At 60.5% G+C, this 13,955-nt stretch carries 9 protein-coding genes; 2 read left to right on the top strand and 7 right to left on the bottom strand.

All coding sequences use genetic code 11. The features are described 5' to 3' along the window. Positions 1-142 precede the first annotated feature (142 nt). Positions 143-5,689, bottom strand: coding sequence for a dermonecrotic toxin domain-containing protein (locus tag CKW26_RS08955; protein WP_095048302.1), 5,547 nt, complete (start codon positions 5,687-5,689; stop codon positions 143-145). A gap of 218 nt (positions 5,690-5,907) precedes the next feature. On the opposite strand from CKW26_RS08955, the gene CKW26_RS08950 reads away from it, so the two are divergent. Continuing rightward, positions 5,908-6,942 (top strand): alpha/beta fold hydrolase, encoded by a 1,035-nt coding sequence (locus tag CKW26_RS08950; protein ID WP_095048301.1) that lies wholly within the window; start codon positions 5,908-5,910, stop codon positions 6,940-6,942. A gap of 178 nt (positions 6,943-7,120) precedes the next feature. Next, positions 7,121-7,786, top strand: a complete 666-nt coding sequence (locus tag CKW26_RS08945) for a DsbA family oxidoreductase (RefSeq protein ID WP_095048300.1) — start codon at positions 7,121-7,123, stop codon at positions 7,784-7,786. 200 nt (positions 7,787-7,986) lie between these two features. On the opposite strand, the gene CKW26_RS08940 is transcribed toward CKW26_RS08945, so the two are convergent. The 6 genes from CKW26_RS08940 to CKW26_RS08915 all read right to left on the bottom strand — a co-directional run bounded on the left by CKW26_RS08940 (position 7,987) and on the right by CKW26_RS08915 (position 13,889). Further along, a complete protein-coding gene (locus tag CKW26_RS08940; protein WP_095048299.1) occupies positions 7,987-8,325 on the bottom strand; it encodes a GlpM family protein in 339 nt (112 codons plus the stop codon). A gap of 11 nt (positions 8,326-8,336) precedes the next feature. Continuing rightward, on the bottom strand, positions 8,337-9,665 hold the full coding sequence (locus CKW26_RS08935) for a sigma-54 dependent transcriptional regulator (RefSeq protein WP_095048298.1): 1,329 nt from the start codon (positions 9,663-9,665) through the stop codon (positions 8,337-8,339). Next, a complete protein-coding gene (locus CKW26_RS08930) occupies positions 9,662-11,563 on the bottom strand; it encodes a sensor histidine kinase (RefSeq protein WP_095048297.1) in 1,902 nt (633 codons plus the stop codon). Before CKW26_RS08930 ends, CKW26_RS08935 begins: the two co-directional genes overlap by 4 nt. Positions 11,564-11,740: 177 nt before the next feature. After that, positions 11,741-12,475: an amino acid ABC transporter ATP-binding protein gene (locus CKW26_RS08925; RefSeq protein ID WP_007963947.1), complete on the bottom strand. Its 735-nt coding sequence runs from the start codon at positions 12,473-12,475 to the stop codon at positions 11,741-11,743. Next, positions 12,472-13,143, bottom strand: coding sequence for an amino acid ABC transporter permease (locus CKW26_RS08920; protein WP_003227756.1), 672 nt, complete (start codon positions 13,141-13,143; stop codon positions 12,472-12,474). The genes CKW26_RS08925 and CKW26_RS08920 overlap by 4 nt, the downstream gene beginning before the upstream one ends. After that, positions 13,143-13,889, bottom strand: a complete 747-nt coding sequence (locus CKW26_RS08915; RefSeq protein WP_095048296.1) for an amino acid ABC transporter permease — start codon at positions 13,887-13,889, stop codon at positions 13,143-13,145. The genes CKW26_RS08920 and CKW26_RS08915 overlap by 1 nt, the downstream gene beginning before the upstream one ends. Between the last annotated feature and the right edge of the window lie 66 nt (positions 13,890-13,955).

Raw genomic sequence — 13,955 nt, 5'->3', positions numbered from 1 at the left:
TCCATGAGGAAAACTTGTGATAAGCGCAAAGAGGGTGAGTTTGTCTCATGATGATAGCGCTGTCGACATCGACGCGTTCTTTTACGGCAGAACCGCCGAGTGATGGCTCGGCAGTTCTTCATATGACTACAGTGTCTTATGCTCAGAGTCCCTCGAAATGCCGCAGGACAATGGACTGTGCAGTGATTCTGGAATCAAGCAGGGTCGGGTCGTCAGCGTGAGTCAGCTTGCGATGCGCCGGCAGTTTCAGGTGGGCTCTTTCGAATTGGCGCAAGGGTCGGGTCGCCGAACGGTAATGGAAATGCACGTACCAGAGTAATTGCGCGGGCTCCTGTGTGAGGTTCCAGACCTCATATTCCTGCAGGTAGTTGGGGCGCCCCTGATGATCAGCCAGTTTTTGGATCGCAAGGGGTTTGCGGATCTCCACCGCGTTCTGTCCGATGAGGTCATCAAGCATGCCGTCGGTGGGCTTTTGACTGGTCATCGAGCGTTGGGTGCGCAAGGCGCGACCTTCGACGATCAGCTCGGCGGCCTGATCGCGCAATTGCTGGATGATCGGTTGCTCTGCCGACTTGGCAGCGATACCGTCGGCACGGGTGGTGAGTTCACTCGCCTGACTGTCAAGCATGTGTTGCAGGTCGACGGGCAGCATGCCGCGATTGGCGTTGCTCTGCACCGTGGCGCGGTAAGTGGAAACGTTCTCCAGACGTTGCTGTGCCTCAGTTACCAGGGTGGCCAGACTCAGCTCGGCGGGGGAGGGAACTGCCAGGTTTTGCGGGTTGGTCAGGCGCACGACGCCATCGGCGCCATGTTCCCAGATTTCTTCATAGCCTCTAATCCCGGTACTTCTGTATTGACGGGCGTTGGTCAGGTTATCCCATTGCTCCACGCCATGGCGCAATTGGTTGTCATCCGTGATGAACACGCGCTGCAGGGGTTGCCCCGCGACCCTCGGCTCGGGTGGCCTGTTGATAGCGGCACGCGCTCGATCCGCCAGGCGATCAACGCCTTCCAGCAAGGGCTCGACTACGCCCAGATGAAAGAATTGCGGATAGCTGGCGGTCCATACCGCCATCTCGCGCCGATACTCGACGCAAGCGTCGATGCTTTCCTGAAGAATGCGATTACGTTGGGCGGTCGTGTTCTGCATGTTCGGCAAGTCGTACTGGCGGTACAGATGCAGATCGATTCTGTTGCGCAGGGGCTCTGCCATCGTCACAAAATAGCGCCACGAGGCATCGTCGGGGCTGCCGGCTTTTCTGACGATTTCCAAGCGTTGGGAGGTTTTCAGGTACAGCAGGATGGGTTCACTGTGACGGCTGTTAATGTTATCGACCAGCGCCGACATTTCCGGCCGGTCTTTAGCCAGCATGCGATCATACCAGTGATGGACCTGGTCCCTGAGTTCGCCCAACTGATCGAGCTGATTGACGATCTCGACACGAAACCTGTGTATGTCTTCAATGTGTTTCAAACGTTCAGCCACAGCATCACCCGGCAGCGCATTGTGTAGCTGCTTCAATCGGTTGATTGCTCGTGTTGTGCCATGAATTTTATGCGACAGGTGGAAGGCGCGTCGCTGGTAACGATCAGTCAACAGCCATGCGGTCTTGCCTCGCATTTGGGCGACAGTCCTGTGTTTTCTGCCTTGGGTCAACGCAGTCAACTCGGTCAACGCCTCATAACGTTGCCTGGCCAGTTGGATATCGCCAATGCATGCGGCTTCGGCCGTTGGCAACATGGTCAGGCGTTGCGCTTCCGTGGCTTCGGCGTAGGCATTGATCACCTGGTCACTTTTCGCTCCCCTGAGTTGCAATTGGCGGCCCAAATTGTTTGCGGTGGCGGCCAGTTGATGGTGGCGGCGGAAGTTTCGATCTACCAGCCAGCGCGGCAGGTGTTGCCGAATCACCGACGGCCAGTAAGGGTCGAGTGTATCGACCAGGCGCCCGCCGACATTGCCACCCCCCACCACGCCACCTTCAAGGGCTGTGCCATAGACGCCAAACCAGGTGTCCCATTGCCCGCTTTCATCCAGTGCGATCGGCTGCTTGTAGGTTTTTCGCGAGTTGCCGGACAGACGCCAGCTGCGCGAATCCCGGCTCAGCTCTACTTGGTAGACGCGGCCCTGACGCTCGATGAAGTCGCCGTCGGCAAGCCGGTAGATCCCGCGGTAGAGGCCGTGGCTGGCCGGTTCTGTGCCACCCAGGGAAATCGGCTTTTCATAGTCGTAATCCTTGAAGCGCGCCAGCACATGTCGGGCGTGGCGCTGCGACTTGACCTGCAGTGTCGCCACATCGCGCACCACCGCGTGCAGCTGACGCGCCCGTGTCAACGCGCGGGTCGTCCGGGAGGGCGTCGAGGCCGCGGCTTCACCCGGGAGCAGATCCATGAAGGCGTCGATCAGCGACAGCAGCATTGACTCGATTTCAACCAGACCGTCAGCCACGTCACCACGCAAGAACGCGGCGGCTGCCTGATTGGCAGCGGTCCAGGCCTGATAGAGGGCCAGCACACTGCCGACGAAGGGCACCATGCCCAAGGCCATTTTGATGTAGTTGAAGGCGCGCGGGCCTTTCAGGGCGTAGCGCTCGAAGAACAGTTCATCGTTGGAGCGCGACGTGCCGCGATGGGCCTCGATCAAGCGTCCCATGTGCGCATCGAGCAGGTGTGCGGCCAGCGAGGTACTGGCCGGCCAGCGCACTCCGACTTCGATGATCGCATCGAAGTTTTTTTCCACGGCCTGACCGATTCGGTTGACATGGGCCCTGACGTTACCTTGCAACGTTCTGTGCGCCAGGTACTCGATCCACTTGTCACTTGCGCACAAGGTGAACAGTCCTTTGCGCGCCGCTTCGAGCGTGTCGTAGCGGCGCAAGAACTGCCCGTCGTGGCTGTCCGGCAGGTACAGCAGAGTGACGCCGCTGATCTGCTCTTCGATGAAGCTGACGCCGGACAGGGTCACCGGGCCTTCGCCGGGGGTGTCCTTGCCGCCGACTTTCAGCGACACCGGCAACAGCACAAGACGCTTGCCGCTGGCTTGCCACGCCTGTGGGGTGTCGGCGTCGATGGCGATGTTCAGCAGCGCCGCTTCATCAGCGCTGAGGTGTTTTTGCAGGCGTGCATTTTCGCTCTGTATTTTCAGCATCAGGCGCCACGGCTCGATCAGGCTTTCCCGGCGATGTTGTTTGACGAATGCCGACTCGCTGGCGGCGCCCTGGAAGGCGTCACGGATCTTCTGCTCATAGGCTTTGGGCAGGTCCAGCTCCGGCAGAACCTTGCGCAGATAGGTCAGGTTGATGCCGTTGAGCAGGCGCGTCCGATCCTTTTTATGCGTCGCGGTGATTTCCAGACGCAAGAAGATCAAGCGTTGTGACAGCGAGTCATTGAGCACCGATTGCACGTTATCGATATTGAGCTGGGCCAGGTCCTCCAGTGACATTTTGCTGCGTGCTTTGCTGGGCACAATGGTCGTGATCTTTCTGACGCCACCCGGCCCCGACTCCGGGACCTGTTCGGTTTTGGTCGAGTCGGGCAGTTCGACTTGTATGGAAAAGTCGCCCTCAAGGGAAAAGTCCCTGCGCAATCGGGCGTGCAGATGGCGGCGGGTGAAGTCATCACGAGGTTCCAGGGCGAGGGTCATGAGGGCGTGGCTTTGACGCATCGCCGCGACGTACGCCTCGATGTTCTGTTTCAGCGCGCTACGCTCGTTTTCCTTGAGTTTGACCAGCCAGCCCGGCAGGTTGCCGGCGAGGGTGCCGCTGCGTTGCTGTTCCTGCAGATGAGTGAAAGCCAGGTGTCTGGCGGCGTGCAGCGGAACCTGAAGATTGGCGAGGCAGCCCTGGCGCAGAACCTCCAGCGCGTCAGCCTGTTCGGGTTTGCCGCGCAGGGGTGTGGCTTTCGCTTCGAAGTCGCTCACCAGCGCGTTGAGGCAATAAAGCAACGGGTCGGTGGTGATCGGACTCAGTTGCAGGGCCAGGTCGTTGTCGTCGTCGAGAATCCTGAACACCTCGCGCGCCAGTGTCCGGCGATCGGCAAAGCGTTGCAGGCCACCGCCATTGCCCGGCCAGTAGAGCATCAGACTGGAAGTGTCCGAGAGTGCCGCCTGGCGTCCGATGACGAGTGCGCCCTTGAGCACTTCGCTTTGCGTTGTCGTGACCCCGTCCTTGGTTTCGCTCAGTGACAAGGTCAGGCTGGCCGCCGTGATATCCGTGTCACGCTCGGCCGCGACGGGGGGGGCCAGCACGGCCTTGAGCAGATCGTGTTCGGCGCTGTCAAGTTGGCCAAGGTTTGCTTGCAGTCTGCCTTCGGCATACAGGCCGTCCCGGTGTGCCTGACGCAGGGCACTGAGGGCGGTGTTGAAGGTATTCGCGTCGAGGTCCGTTTCGCGGTAAAGCAGGGTTGTGGCAGCGGTCGCGCCAGTTTGTTCGGCGGCTTCCAGCGCTTTGAGGGCGTCCTGGCATTCTCGGTATCGAGAGCCGTCGCTGTCATTGGCCTGCAAGCGCTCAAGCGCCTCGCGTTGGCGTTTGAGCGCCGCGTGGCGCACGGCCAGTGGAATCCCGGCGGACAGGCTGCCGAACAGCGGTGTTTCGTCGGTCTCGACATCGCTGGCGGAGTTGAGCGGTTTTGGCGGCGCCGCCACGATGATCGCGCTGCTGCGCTGATGATCAATCAGGTCGACATGCACCAGTGAGCGCGCGCCATGCGCCCTGAGCCCGGGATGGCCTTTGTTGGTATTGTTCAAGGCGTCGAGCTGCGCGTGGTGACGGTCGGCGAACAGATCGCTGGCGCCAGTGACCATCGGGTCAAGCGCTGCGCTGTAGTCAACGCGAAGGATTTCTTTGGGCAGTCCGGTGGGGATCTGTACCTGATGGGTCAGCCACGTCTGCATGTCTGCGCGGGTGGTGAAGGCCTGGATCGATATGGCGTTTCCGGGCAGATAAAGCAAAGGCGCCGCCGTGGCCAAATTGCCGACGCTGACGACCCATGCACCGGGGAGTTTGATTTTGCTGTCGTTGCTCAGCACCAGGGCCAACTTTTCCGTGTGCACAGGTTGACCCTCGATTGTCAGCGCGCCAGCACCTGAATCAATGATCAGTTGCAGCGTTTTGAGTTGTGCCGGGGTAATCGTCTGATGGGCGAGAGCCATGTGCGCAGTGGCTTCGAAATGCTCGCGGTAAAGCTGCGTGGCGCGGCTACGTCGCGACACCGGTGTGCGCGGCGCTCGCGCGTCCCAGAATTCTGCCCAGCGAATCTCGTGGCTTTTGCGTGGGTCGAGGGCTTTGAGTTTTTCCAGGAGCTGCAGGGGCTTCAGGGTGGCTAACAGATGGCCCGCGCGGATACCGGTGAGGACACAACGCTGATCCAGATCGGTTTCCAGTGTCGGGTGTTGAACGACAAAGGCACAGGCGTCGGTGAGGCTGACGATGTGCTCCGGCTGGTCAGCGGTGGCCGCAAAGCGCAGTCCGGTCTTTTCGCCGTCTAGTTGCAGTTGTTGGCGCAGCAATTCATTGACGCTGTCGCGCAGGGCCGGGCTGGCGGCAAACAAATCGCGCAAACCCTCGCTGCTGGCGCGCCAGCGTTGGCAAGCCTGCAGCAGGAGGCTGTCATCAATCGTTTTCGGCAGCTGTTCGACGGTCTCGGGCAACGGTGACGGTGCGGGGAGCTCATCCAGAATAAGGCGCTCGAGCATGGTGGTGTGACTCGCATTGGCGGGGCGGGGAATCCGTCCCTGAGCGGGTCATTCAAGAGAAATCGCGCAAGGCGATGGCGGTACATAGATATTGTTTGCAACCACCGCCCATGACCATTCGGCACTCTTCATCAAACTGTCATCGAAGTGTGGCAGCGCGCTTGAACAAACTTCATCAGACTCGCGCTCTACTGGGGTTCTGCGTTTCGGTGTTTTTCATGGTCAAGGGTTTTGTATCGGTCGCGGCTGTTCTGGTCGCGATTTTTTTCGGATCGTCGTCTTGGGCGGCGGCGCGTTGCGACGTCAATGTGCCGACCGAGCACGTTGATCTGCAGCAGGTGAGCCTGGCTTACCAGAGCATTGGTCGCGCGTCGGATCCGGCGTTGTTGCTGGTCATGGGCTTGGGTGGACAGTTGATCCACTGGCCGGACGAAGTAGTGGTTGCGCTGTGTCAGCAGGGTTTTCGGGTGATTCGCTATGACAACCGCGACGTCGGTCTGTCGACCTGGCGGCAGGCGCCGGCTGACGCCAATCTGACCTTCGAAGTGCTGCGCTACAAGCTCGGTCTGCCGGTGGCAGCGCCTTACAGCCTGACCGACATGGCAGACGACGCGCTGGGCTTGATGGACGCGTTGCACGTCGAGCAATTCCACGTGCTGGGCGCGAGCATGGGCGGGATGATTGCCCAGCACATGGCGGCGATGGCACCGCAGCGGGTCGAGAGTCTGACATTGATCATGACCACCTCGGGCGCCGAAGGTCTGCCGGCACCCAGCGCGGCGCTGGTGCAGTTGTTGTCGCGTCGCGGCGCACCGAATCGACAGGTGGCGCTGGAACAGCAGGCTGATCTGCTGGCCGCGCTGGGCAGCCCGGCGGTCACCGATGATCGCCAGGTCTTGCTGCATCAGGCTGCGCTGTCGTATGACCGCGCGTTCAATCCCGAAGGCGTGAAGCGGCAGATCATGGCGATTCTTGCCGAACCGAGCCGGGTGGCATTGCTCAATCAGTTGCGGGTACCGACGCTGGTGGTGCATGGCACGGCGGATCCGTTGTTGCCGGTGATGCACGGGGTTCATCTGGCGGCGCATATTCGCGGCAGCCAGTTGAAACTGATTCCGGGGTTGGCGCATCGCTTTCAAGAGGCGTTCAAGGAGCCGTTGCTGGCGGCGGTGCTGCCGTATTTGCAGGCGCATCGTGAAGACACTTCGCATTGGGCGCAGATTGAGCCGGTGGTGGGCGGGAATCTGCTGTAATCGAGGTATTTGTATCGCCTGAGCGGGCCTCTTCGCGAGCAGGCTCGCTCCCACAGGGGAACGCATTCCAAGGGTGGGAGCGAGCCTGCTCGCGAAGGGGCCACTACGGTCACCAAAAAATCCGGAGCAGGTGTATCGTGCAAATTTTCCCGCACGATTTCCCCCCGCGAGGTGTGTGATGAGTTCTGCCTTGAAAATCGATTTTGTCAGCGACGTCTCCTGCCCCTGGTGTGTCGTCGGTTTGCGTGGCCTGTTACAGGCACTGGAGATCCTACGCAACGAAGTGCAGGCCGAGATCCGTTTCCAACCGTTCGAACTCAATCCGAAAATGGGCGCAGACGGGCAGAACATCGCTGAGCACATTCAAGAGAAGTACGGCTCGACCCCGGAGCAATCGCAGAAAAATCGCGAAGCCATTCGTGCCCGTGGCGCTGAACTCGGGTTTGCGTTTCGCACTGACGGCAACAGCCGTATCTTCAACACTTTTGATGCGCACCGCTTGCTGCACTGGGCCGGGCTCGAAGGTGTGCAACTGTTGTTGAAAGAGGCGCTGTTCAAGGCGTATTTCAGCGATGGCGGCAATCCGTCGGATCATCGGCAACTGGTGCAGATTGCGGAAAGTGTCGGGCTGGATCGTCAGCGAGCCGAGGCGATTCTGGCGTCCGACGAGTTTGCCGATGAGGTGCGTGAAGAAGAGCAATTGTGGTTGCAGCGCGGGGTGAGTTCGGTGCCGACCGTGGTGTTCAACGGGCAATACGCGGTGACGGGTGGGCAACCGGTGGAGACGTTTGTCGGGGCGATCCGGCAGATTATGGCTGACGCCCGGGGTGGTGCCGTCAACTGAAAAGCTAAAAGCCCCTCACCCTAGCCCTCTCCCTGAGGGAGAGGGGACTGATTGGGGGATGCTGGAGTGATACGCCGACGTGAACGTGCTGTACCGAATCCATAATCGACTGGATCTTTCAGGTCGATGCAGCTTGCAAGACACCTCGGTCGGCCCCCTCTCCCGGAGGGAGAGGGCTGGGGTGAGGGTGGCTTTTGCACTTAGCCGTGCAGGCGCACCCACACAGTCACCAACACCGTGGCGGCCATCAACCAGGCCACCGCCGCCACCGCCAACGAAGCCTCCAGCCGCAACCGATCCACCATCACATACAACGTCGCCAGATACACAAAGTACGGAATGATCGACCACATGCCGAACACGATCGTGGTCTTCAAATCCTCAATCGAACGCCCCTTGCCGACGATGTAATGCGCAATCAGCGCAAACGTCGGAAACAGCGGCACCAATCCGGCGATGTAGTAGTTTTTGGTTTTCGACAGCGCCGCGATGATCAGTACTACCGCGGCGCCCAACAGGGCTTTGAAAAACAGATCCACATCGTTCTCGCTTAATGGCTCAGACCGTATTTTTTCACTTTGTCGAACAGCGTGGTCTTGGCCATGCCCAATTCCAGGCTGGCCTGAGTCAGGTTACCGCCGCTGCGTTGCAGGGCGTCGCTGAGCAGGTTGCGCTCGAAGGCTTCCACCGCTTCGGCAAACGCCAGGCCTTGGCCGCCAGCGCTGGTGCCGGACTTCTTGAACGCCGGCAAACCGAGGGCAAAACGTTCGGCGACGTTGCGCAATTCACGCACGTTGCCCGGCCAATCATGGCTCATCAGGTTCGACAGGGTCTGGTTGTCCAGCTCCGGCAGTGCGCGGTCGAAGCGCAGTGCTGATTGCTGGGTGAAGTGTTCGAACAGTTGCAGGATGTCTTCGCGGCGTTCGCGCAATGGTGGCAGCTCCAGCGTTACCACGTTGAGGCGGTAGTACAAGTCGCTGCGGAACTCGCCGGCCTTGCTCGCTTCGTCGAGGTCGGATTTGGTTGCTGCGATCACCCGGCAATCCACGGCCACGCTCTGGTTCGAGCCGAGACGTTCGAGGGTGCGCTCCTGCAACACGCGCAGCAGTTTGATCTGCAATGGCAGCGGCATGCTTTCCACTTCGTCGAGGAACAGCGTGCCGCCGTCGGCGTGTTCGATCTTGCCGATACGGCGTTTGCCGGCACCGGTAAAGGCGTTGGCCTCGTGGCCGAAAATCTCGCTTTCGAAAAGGTTTTCCGGCAGACCGCCGCAGTTCAACGCGACGAATTGCTTGCTGTGGCGACGACTGAAATCGTGCAGGCAGCGGGCGACCAGTTCCTTACCGGTGCCGGTCTCGCCTTCGATCAGCACGTTGGCCGAAGTGTCGGCGACGTTGGCAATCAGTTCGCGCAGGTTCTGCATCGCCGGCGAGCGGCCAATGATCCGCCCTTCAAGGGAGTCGCGCTCGGCCAGTTGCCGGCGCAGCGATGAGACTTCGCGGGCGAGGCTGCGTTGCTCCAGTGCCCGCCGTGCGACGTCGACCAGGCGCTCCGGCGAGAACGGTTTTTCCATGAAGTCATAGGCGCCTTTCTGCATCGCGCCGACGGCCATGGAAATGTCGCCGTGGCCGGTGATCAACACCACCGGCAGGCTGCGATCACGTTGCTTGAGGCGGGTCAGCAGTTCGAGGCCATCGATGCCCGGCAGGCGAATGTCGCTGATGACGATGCCGGCAAAGTTGTCGCCGACGCGCTCCAGCGCTTCTTCTGCACTGCCGACGCCGACACAGGGAATGTCTTCGAGGGTCAGCGCCTGTTGGCAGCCGAGCAGCACATGGGGGTCGTCTTCGACGATCAGCACACTAAGGTCGTGGTTCATATTGGCTCGGCAGGAGTAGGGCTTACCAACGGTAAACTGAGGACGAAGGTGGTGCCACCGCTGGCCGGGTGTTCGACACCCAGATGCCCGCCGGTGGCGGCGGCGAGGCTGGCGGAAAGGGTCAGGCCAAGGCCCAGGCCTTGTTCGCCGGGTTTGGTGGTGAAGAACGGTTCGAACAGATGCTTGCGCGCTTCAGCGTCGATGCCGTGACCGTTGTCACGTACACGCAGGCGATATTTGGCGTTGAATTCTTCACCCTCCAGCCACAGCTCGGGCAGGGGTTGCGCCTGCATGGCGTCGAGGGCATTGCCGATCAGGTTGACCAGAATCTGTTCGAGGCGGGTCTGGTCGATCTGCACCTGGACATCGATGAACTGGCGGTGAATGTTGACCGCCGAACTCTCCAGGCGTGCACCGAGCAATTGCAGCGCGGCCTCCACGGCTTTGCCGAGGCTGGCCTGGCCCTGGTTGTCACCGCGCCGGGCGAACGAACGCAGGCTGGCGGTGATCCGGCCCATGCGGTCGATCAGCTCGTTGATGGTTTTCAGATTGGTGCTGGCGACATCCAGTTGGCCCCGTTCGAGGAAGCGCACGGTGTTGCCCGACAGCGTACGCATCGCCGCCAGCGGCTGATTCAATTCGTGAGCGATGCTGGTCGACATCTGACCGATGGCGGCGAGCTTGCCAGCCTGCACCAGTTCATCCTGCGCACGGCGCAACGTCTCTTCGGCCTGACGCCGTTCGCGGATCTGGCTCTTCAGGCGCTCGTTGCTGGCGCGCAGATCAGTGGTGCGTTCGGTAATCCGACGCTCCAGTTGATTGTTGGCTTCCTGCAAGGCTTCGCGGGCGGCGAGACGGGTGGCGATGACCTTGCGTCGCTCGTTCCAGGCGATCAACAGGAATGCCACCAGCGCAAACGCGACGGCGACCAGAATCCCTTGGTTGATGGCTTCGCGGCGCAGGTCCTGCAACGGCGTGAGCAGGGTGAAGTTCCACGGTGTGTCGCTCAGTGGCCGGGTCTGTGCCAGATAGCTGATGTCGTCATCGTCGGAGCGCACTTCGCTGTTGGCGGGGAAGGTCAGTTTTTCCACGCCTTCGGACAGGGTTTCCCGGGCCAGCGGTTGCAGTTCGTTGAGCGGGAACCAGTAGTACTGCAGGCTGCGGGCGAGTTTTTCTTTGATTTCGTCGGTGAGCGGGATCACTGACTTGAGGCGTCGAGCCGGATCGCTGGAGAGAATGATGATGCCGTTCTCATCGCTGACAAAGGCTTCTAGACGCGCGCGTTGCCAGCGTTCTTCCATGGCTTCCAGGCGCACTTTGACCACGGCGACGCCGATGATCTTGCCATGCTCTTCGAGGCCGTGGGCGAGGTAATAGCCGGGCTCACCGTTGGTGCTGCCGATGCCGTAGAAACGCCCCGACTCGCCGCGTACGGCTTTCTGGAAATAGGCGCGGAAGGACAGGTCTTCACCGAGATAACTGTCGACATCGCGCCAGTTGCTGGTGGCCATGACACGGCCGGTGGTGTCCATCACGTAGATGGCCCGACTGCGACTGCGCCGGTTCAGGCCTTCAAGGTAATCGTTGACCGTTCGCCGGTGTTCCGGGGTCGGGTCGGCCAGCAACTGCGACACACTGGTTTCGAGTTCCAACAGGCTGGGCAGGTAGGTGTATTTGCTGATTTCGCTTTCGACGGCGCGGGCGTTCAGTTCGAGCTGACGCTGGCCGTTTTCGCCGAGGCTGCGAATGCCGAAATGCTCACTGGTCCAGAAGCCGGCGTAACCCAACCCGATCATCAGGACGATGACCAGTGGCGGCAGGAACAGATGACGAATCAGACGAGGCTTCACGGCAAGTGATGGCGGCGCGGCGCGATAGAGATTGGGGTCGCATTTCATCACAGTTGCCTTGGGTCAACCACCACACTTGTTGCAAGGGCAGCGCCGGCCCTTGTGGGAGCGAGCCTGCTCGCGAAAACGGACTGACATTCAACATCCAGGCTGAATGTAATGGCCTCTTCGCGAGCAGGCTCGCTCCCACAGGGATGGAGCAATGCCCCGGCAGGTGTGTTGCTTTTAGTGCTGCAGGATTTTCTCGAGGAAGTGCTGCGCGCGTTCGGAGCGGGCGCTGATGTCGCCGAAGAACTCCTCTTTCGGGCAGTCTTCGATGATCTTGCCGGCGTCCATGAAGATCACCCGGTCAGCCACTTTGCGCGCAAAGCCCATTTCGTGGGTCACGCACATCATGGTCATGCCTTCGTGGGCCAGTTGCACCATCACGTCGAGCACTTCGTTGACCATCTCCGGGTCGAGCGCCGAGGTCGGTTCGTCGAACAGCATGACGATCGGGTCCATCGCCAGCGCACGGGCAATCGCCACACGCTGTTGCTGACCACCGGACAGTTGCCCCGGATGCTTGTGGGCGTGAGCGGACAAGCCGACGCGCTCGAGCAATTGCAGACCTTTCTTGGTCGCCTCTTCCTTGCTACGGCCCAACACCTTGATCTGCGCGATGGTCAGGTTTTCGGTGATGGTCAGGTGCGGGAACAGTTCGAAATGCTGGAACACCATGCCCACGCGCGAGCGCAGTTTCGGCAGGTTGGTCTTCGAGTCGGCAATCGAGGTGCCGTCGACGACGATGTCGCCTTTCTGGAACGGCTCCAGCGCGTTGACGCATTTGATCAGGGTCGATTTGCCGGAACCCGACGGGCCGCAGACCACGATCACTTCGCCTTTTTTGACCTCGGTGCTGCAATCAGTCAGCACCTGGAAGTCCCCATACCACTTGTTGATGTTCTTGATAGAGATCATACGGCGAACCTTTTTTGCAGACGCTTGACCAGCAGCGAGGCGGAAAAGCTGATGATGAAGTAGACGACACCGGCGAAGATCAGGAACTCGTTGGATCGACCGATGATGTCGCCGCTGGAGCGGGCGGAGTTGAGGAAGTCCACCAGGCCCACGGTGTAGACCAGCGAGGTGTCCTGAAACAGGATGATCGACTGTTGCAGCAGCAACGGGGTCATCTTGCGGAACGCCTGGGGCAGGATGATCAGACGCATGGTCTGGCCATAGGTCATGCCCATCGCTTGTGCGGCGGCCATCTGGCCTTTGGGGATCGACTGCACACCGGCGCGGACGATTTCGCAGAAGTACGCGGCTTCGAACATCATGAAGGCCACGACGCAGGAGGTGAACGCCCCGATTGGCGTGTCTTCACCGGTGATCCAGCGCAGTACGAACGGCACCGCCAGGTAGAACCAGGTGATCACCAGCAGCAGCGGGATCGAACGGAAGTAGTTCACATAAGCGCCGGCCACCCGCGACAGCAGTTTGCTCGACGACAGGCGCATCAGTGCGAGGATGGTCCCCAGCACGATGCCGCCGACCACGCCCATGACCATCAACTGCAAGGTCATGACCATGCCGTTCCACAGGCCCGGAATGGCGGGGATGATGCCGCTGAAATCGAAGTCCATTATTTACCCCCCACGGAGATCAGGCCGGGCACTGCGACTTTCTTCTCGACCATGCGCATCAGCAACATCAGGCTCATGTTCAGGGTGAAGTAGATCAGCGTGGCCAAGGTGAAGGCTTCAAACAGGTTGGCCGAGAATTCGGCGGTCTGTTTGGTTTGCGCCAGCAGTTCCATCAGGCCGATCAGGGACGCCACGGAGGAGTTCTTGAAGACGTTGAGGAATTCCGAGGTAAGCGGCGGAATGATGATCCGGTAGGCCTGGGGCAGCAGCACGTTCCAGTAGATCTGCGGCAGCTTGAATCCCATGGCGCGCGCGGCGGATTCCTGGCCGCGTGGCAGCGCCTGAATGCCAGTACGCACTTGCTCGCAGACACGGGCGGCGGTGAACAGGCCCAGGCACACGACAACGCTCAGGTAAGCCGAGGTGGTCGGGTTGAGGTCCTGTTTGTACCAGTCCTGCAGGTTTTGCGGCAGCAGGTCGGGCACCAGGAAGTACCAGATGAACAGTTGCACCAGCAGCGGCACGTTACGGAACAGCTCGACGTAGCAGGTCGCGATGCCCGATACGATGCGGTTTGGCACCGTGCGCATGACCCCCAGAATGGAGCCCAGCAGCAAGGCGATGATCCATGCCACGATGGCGATGGCAATGGTCCAGCCCAGGCCGGAGATGTACCAGTCGAGATAAGTCTCGCTGCCAACGCCGGTGGACTTGAAGAACACGCCCCAGTCCCAGTTGTAATTCATTAGGGTCTCCCCTCGAGATCGATCGATGTACAAGCACCCGCTTGGGGAAGATCCTTTCCCGCCTGA

Origin of the sequence: Pseudomonas sp. Irchel s3h9 (genome assembly GCF_900187475.1) — a bacterium.
GTDB classification, from domain to species: domain Bacteria; phylum Pseudomonadota; class Gammaproteobacteria; order Pseudomonadales; family Pseudomonadaceae; genus Aquipseudomonas; species Aquipseudomonas neuropathica.
Note: the sequence above shows the minus strand (reverse complement) of the source record. Positions and strands in the feature narration are given on the sequence as shown.

Bases quoted from the DNA above. Each gene is read 5' to 3' on its own strand.
- CKW26_RS08945 (WP_095048300.1), top strand. From the start codon at position 7,121: ATGAGTTCTGCCTTGAAAATCGATTTTGTCAGCGACGTCTCCTGCCCC.
- CKW26_RS08925 (WP_007963947.1), bottom strand. From the start codon at position 12,475: ATGATCTCTATCAAGAACATCAACAAGTGGTATGGGGACTTCCAGGTG.
- CKW26_RS08935 (WP_095048298.1), bottom strand. From the start codon at position 9,665: ATGAACCACGACCTTAGTGTGCTGATCGTCGAAGACGACCCCCATGTG.
- CKW26_RS08915 (WP_095048296.1), bottom strand. From the start codon at position 13,889: ATGAATTACAACTGGGACTGGGGCGTGTTCTTCAAGTCCACCGGCGTT.
- CKW26_RS08950 (WP_095048301.1), top strand. From the start codon at position 5,908: ATGGTCAAGGGTTTTGTATCGGTCGCGGCTGTTCTGGTCGCGATTTTT.
- CKW26_RS08920 (WP_003227756.1), bottom strand. From the start codon at position 13,143: ATGGACTTCGATTTCAGCGGCATCATCCCCGCCATTCCGGGCCTGTGG.
- CKW26_RS08955 (WP_095048302.1), bottom strand. From the start codon at position 5,689: ATGCTCGAGCGCCTTATTCTGGATGAGCTCCCCGCACCGTCACCGTTG.
- CKW26_RS08930 (WP_095048297.1), bottom strand. From the start codon at position 11,563: ATGAAATGCGACCCCAATCTCTATCGCGCCGCGCCGCCATCACTTGCC.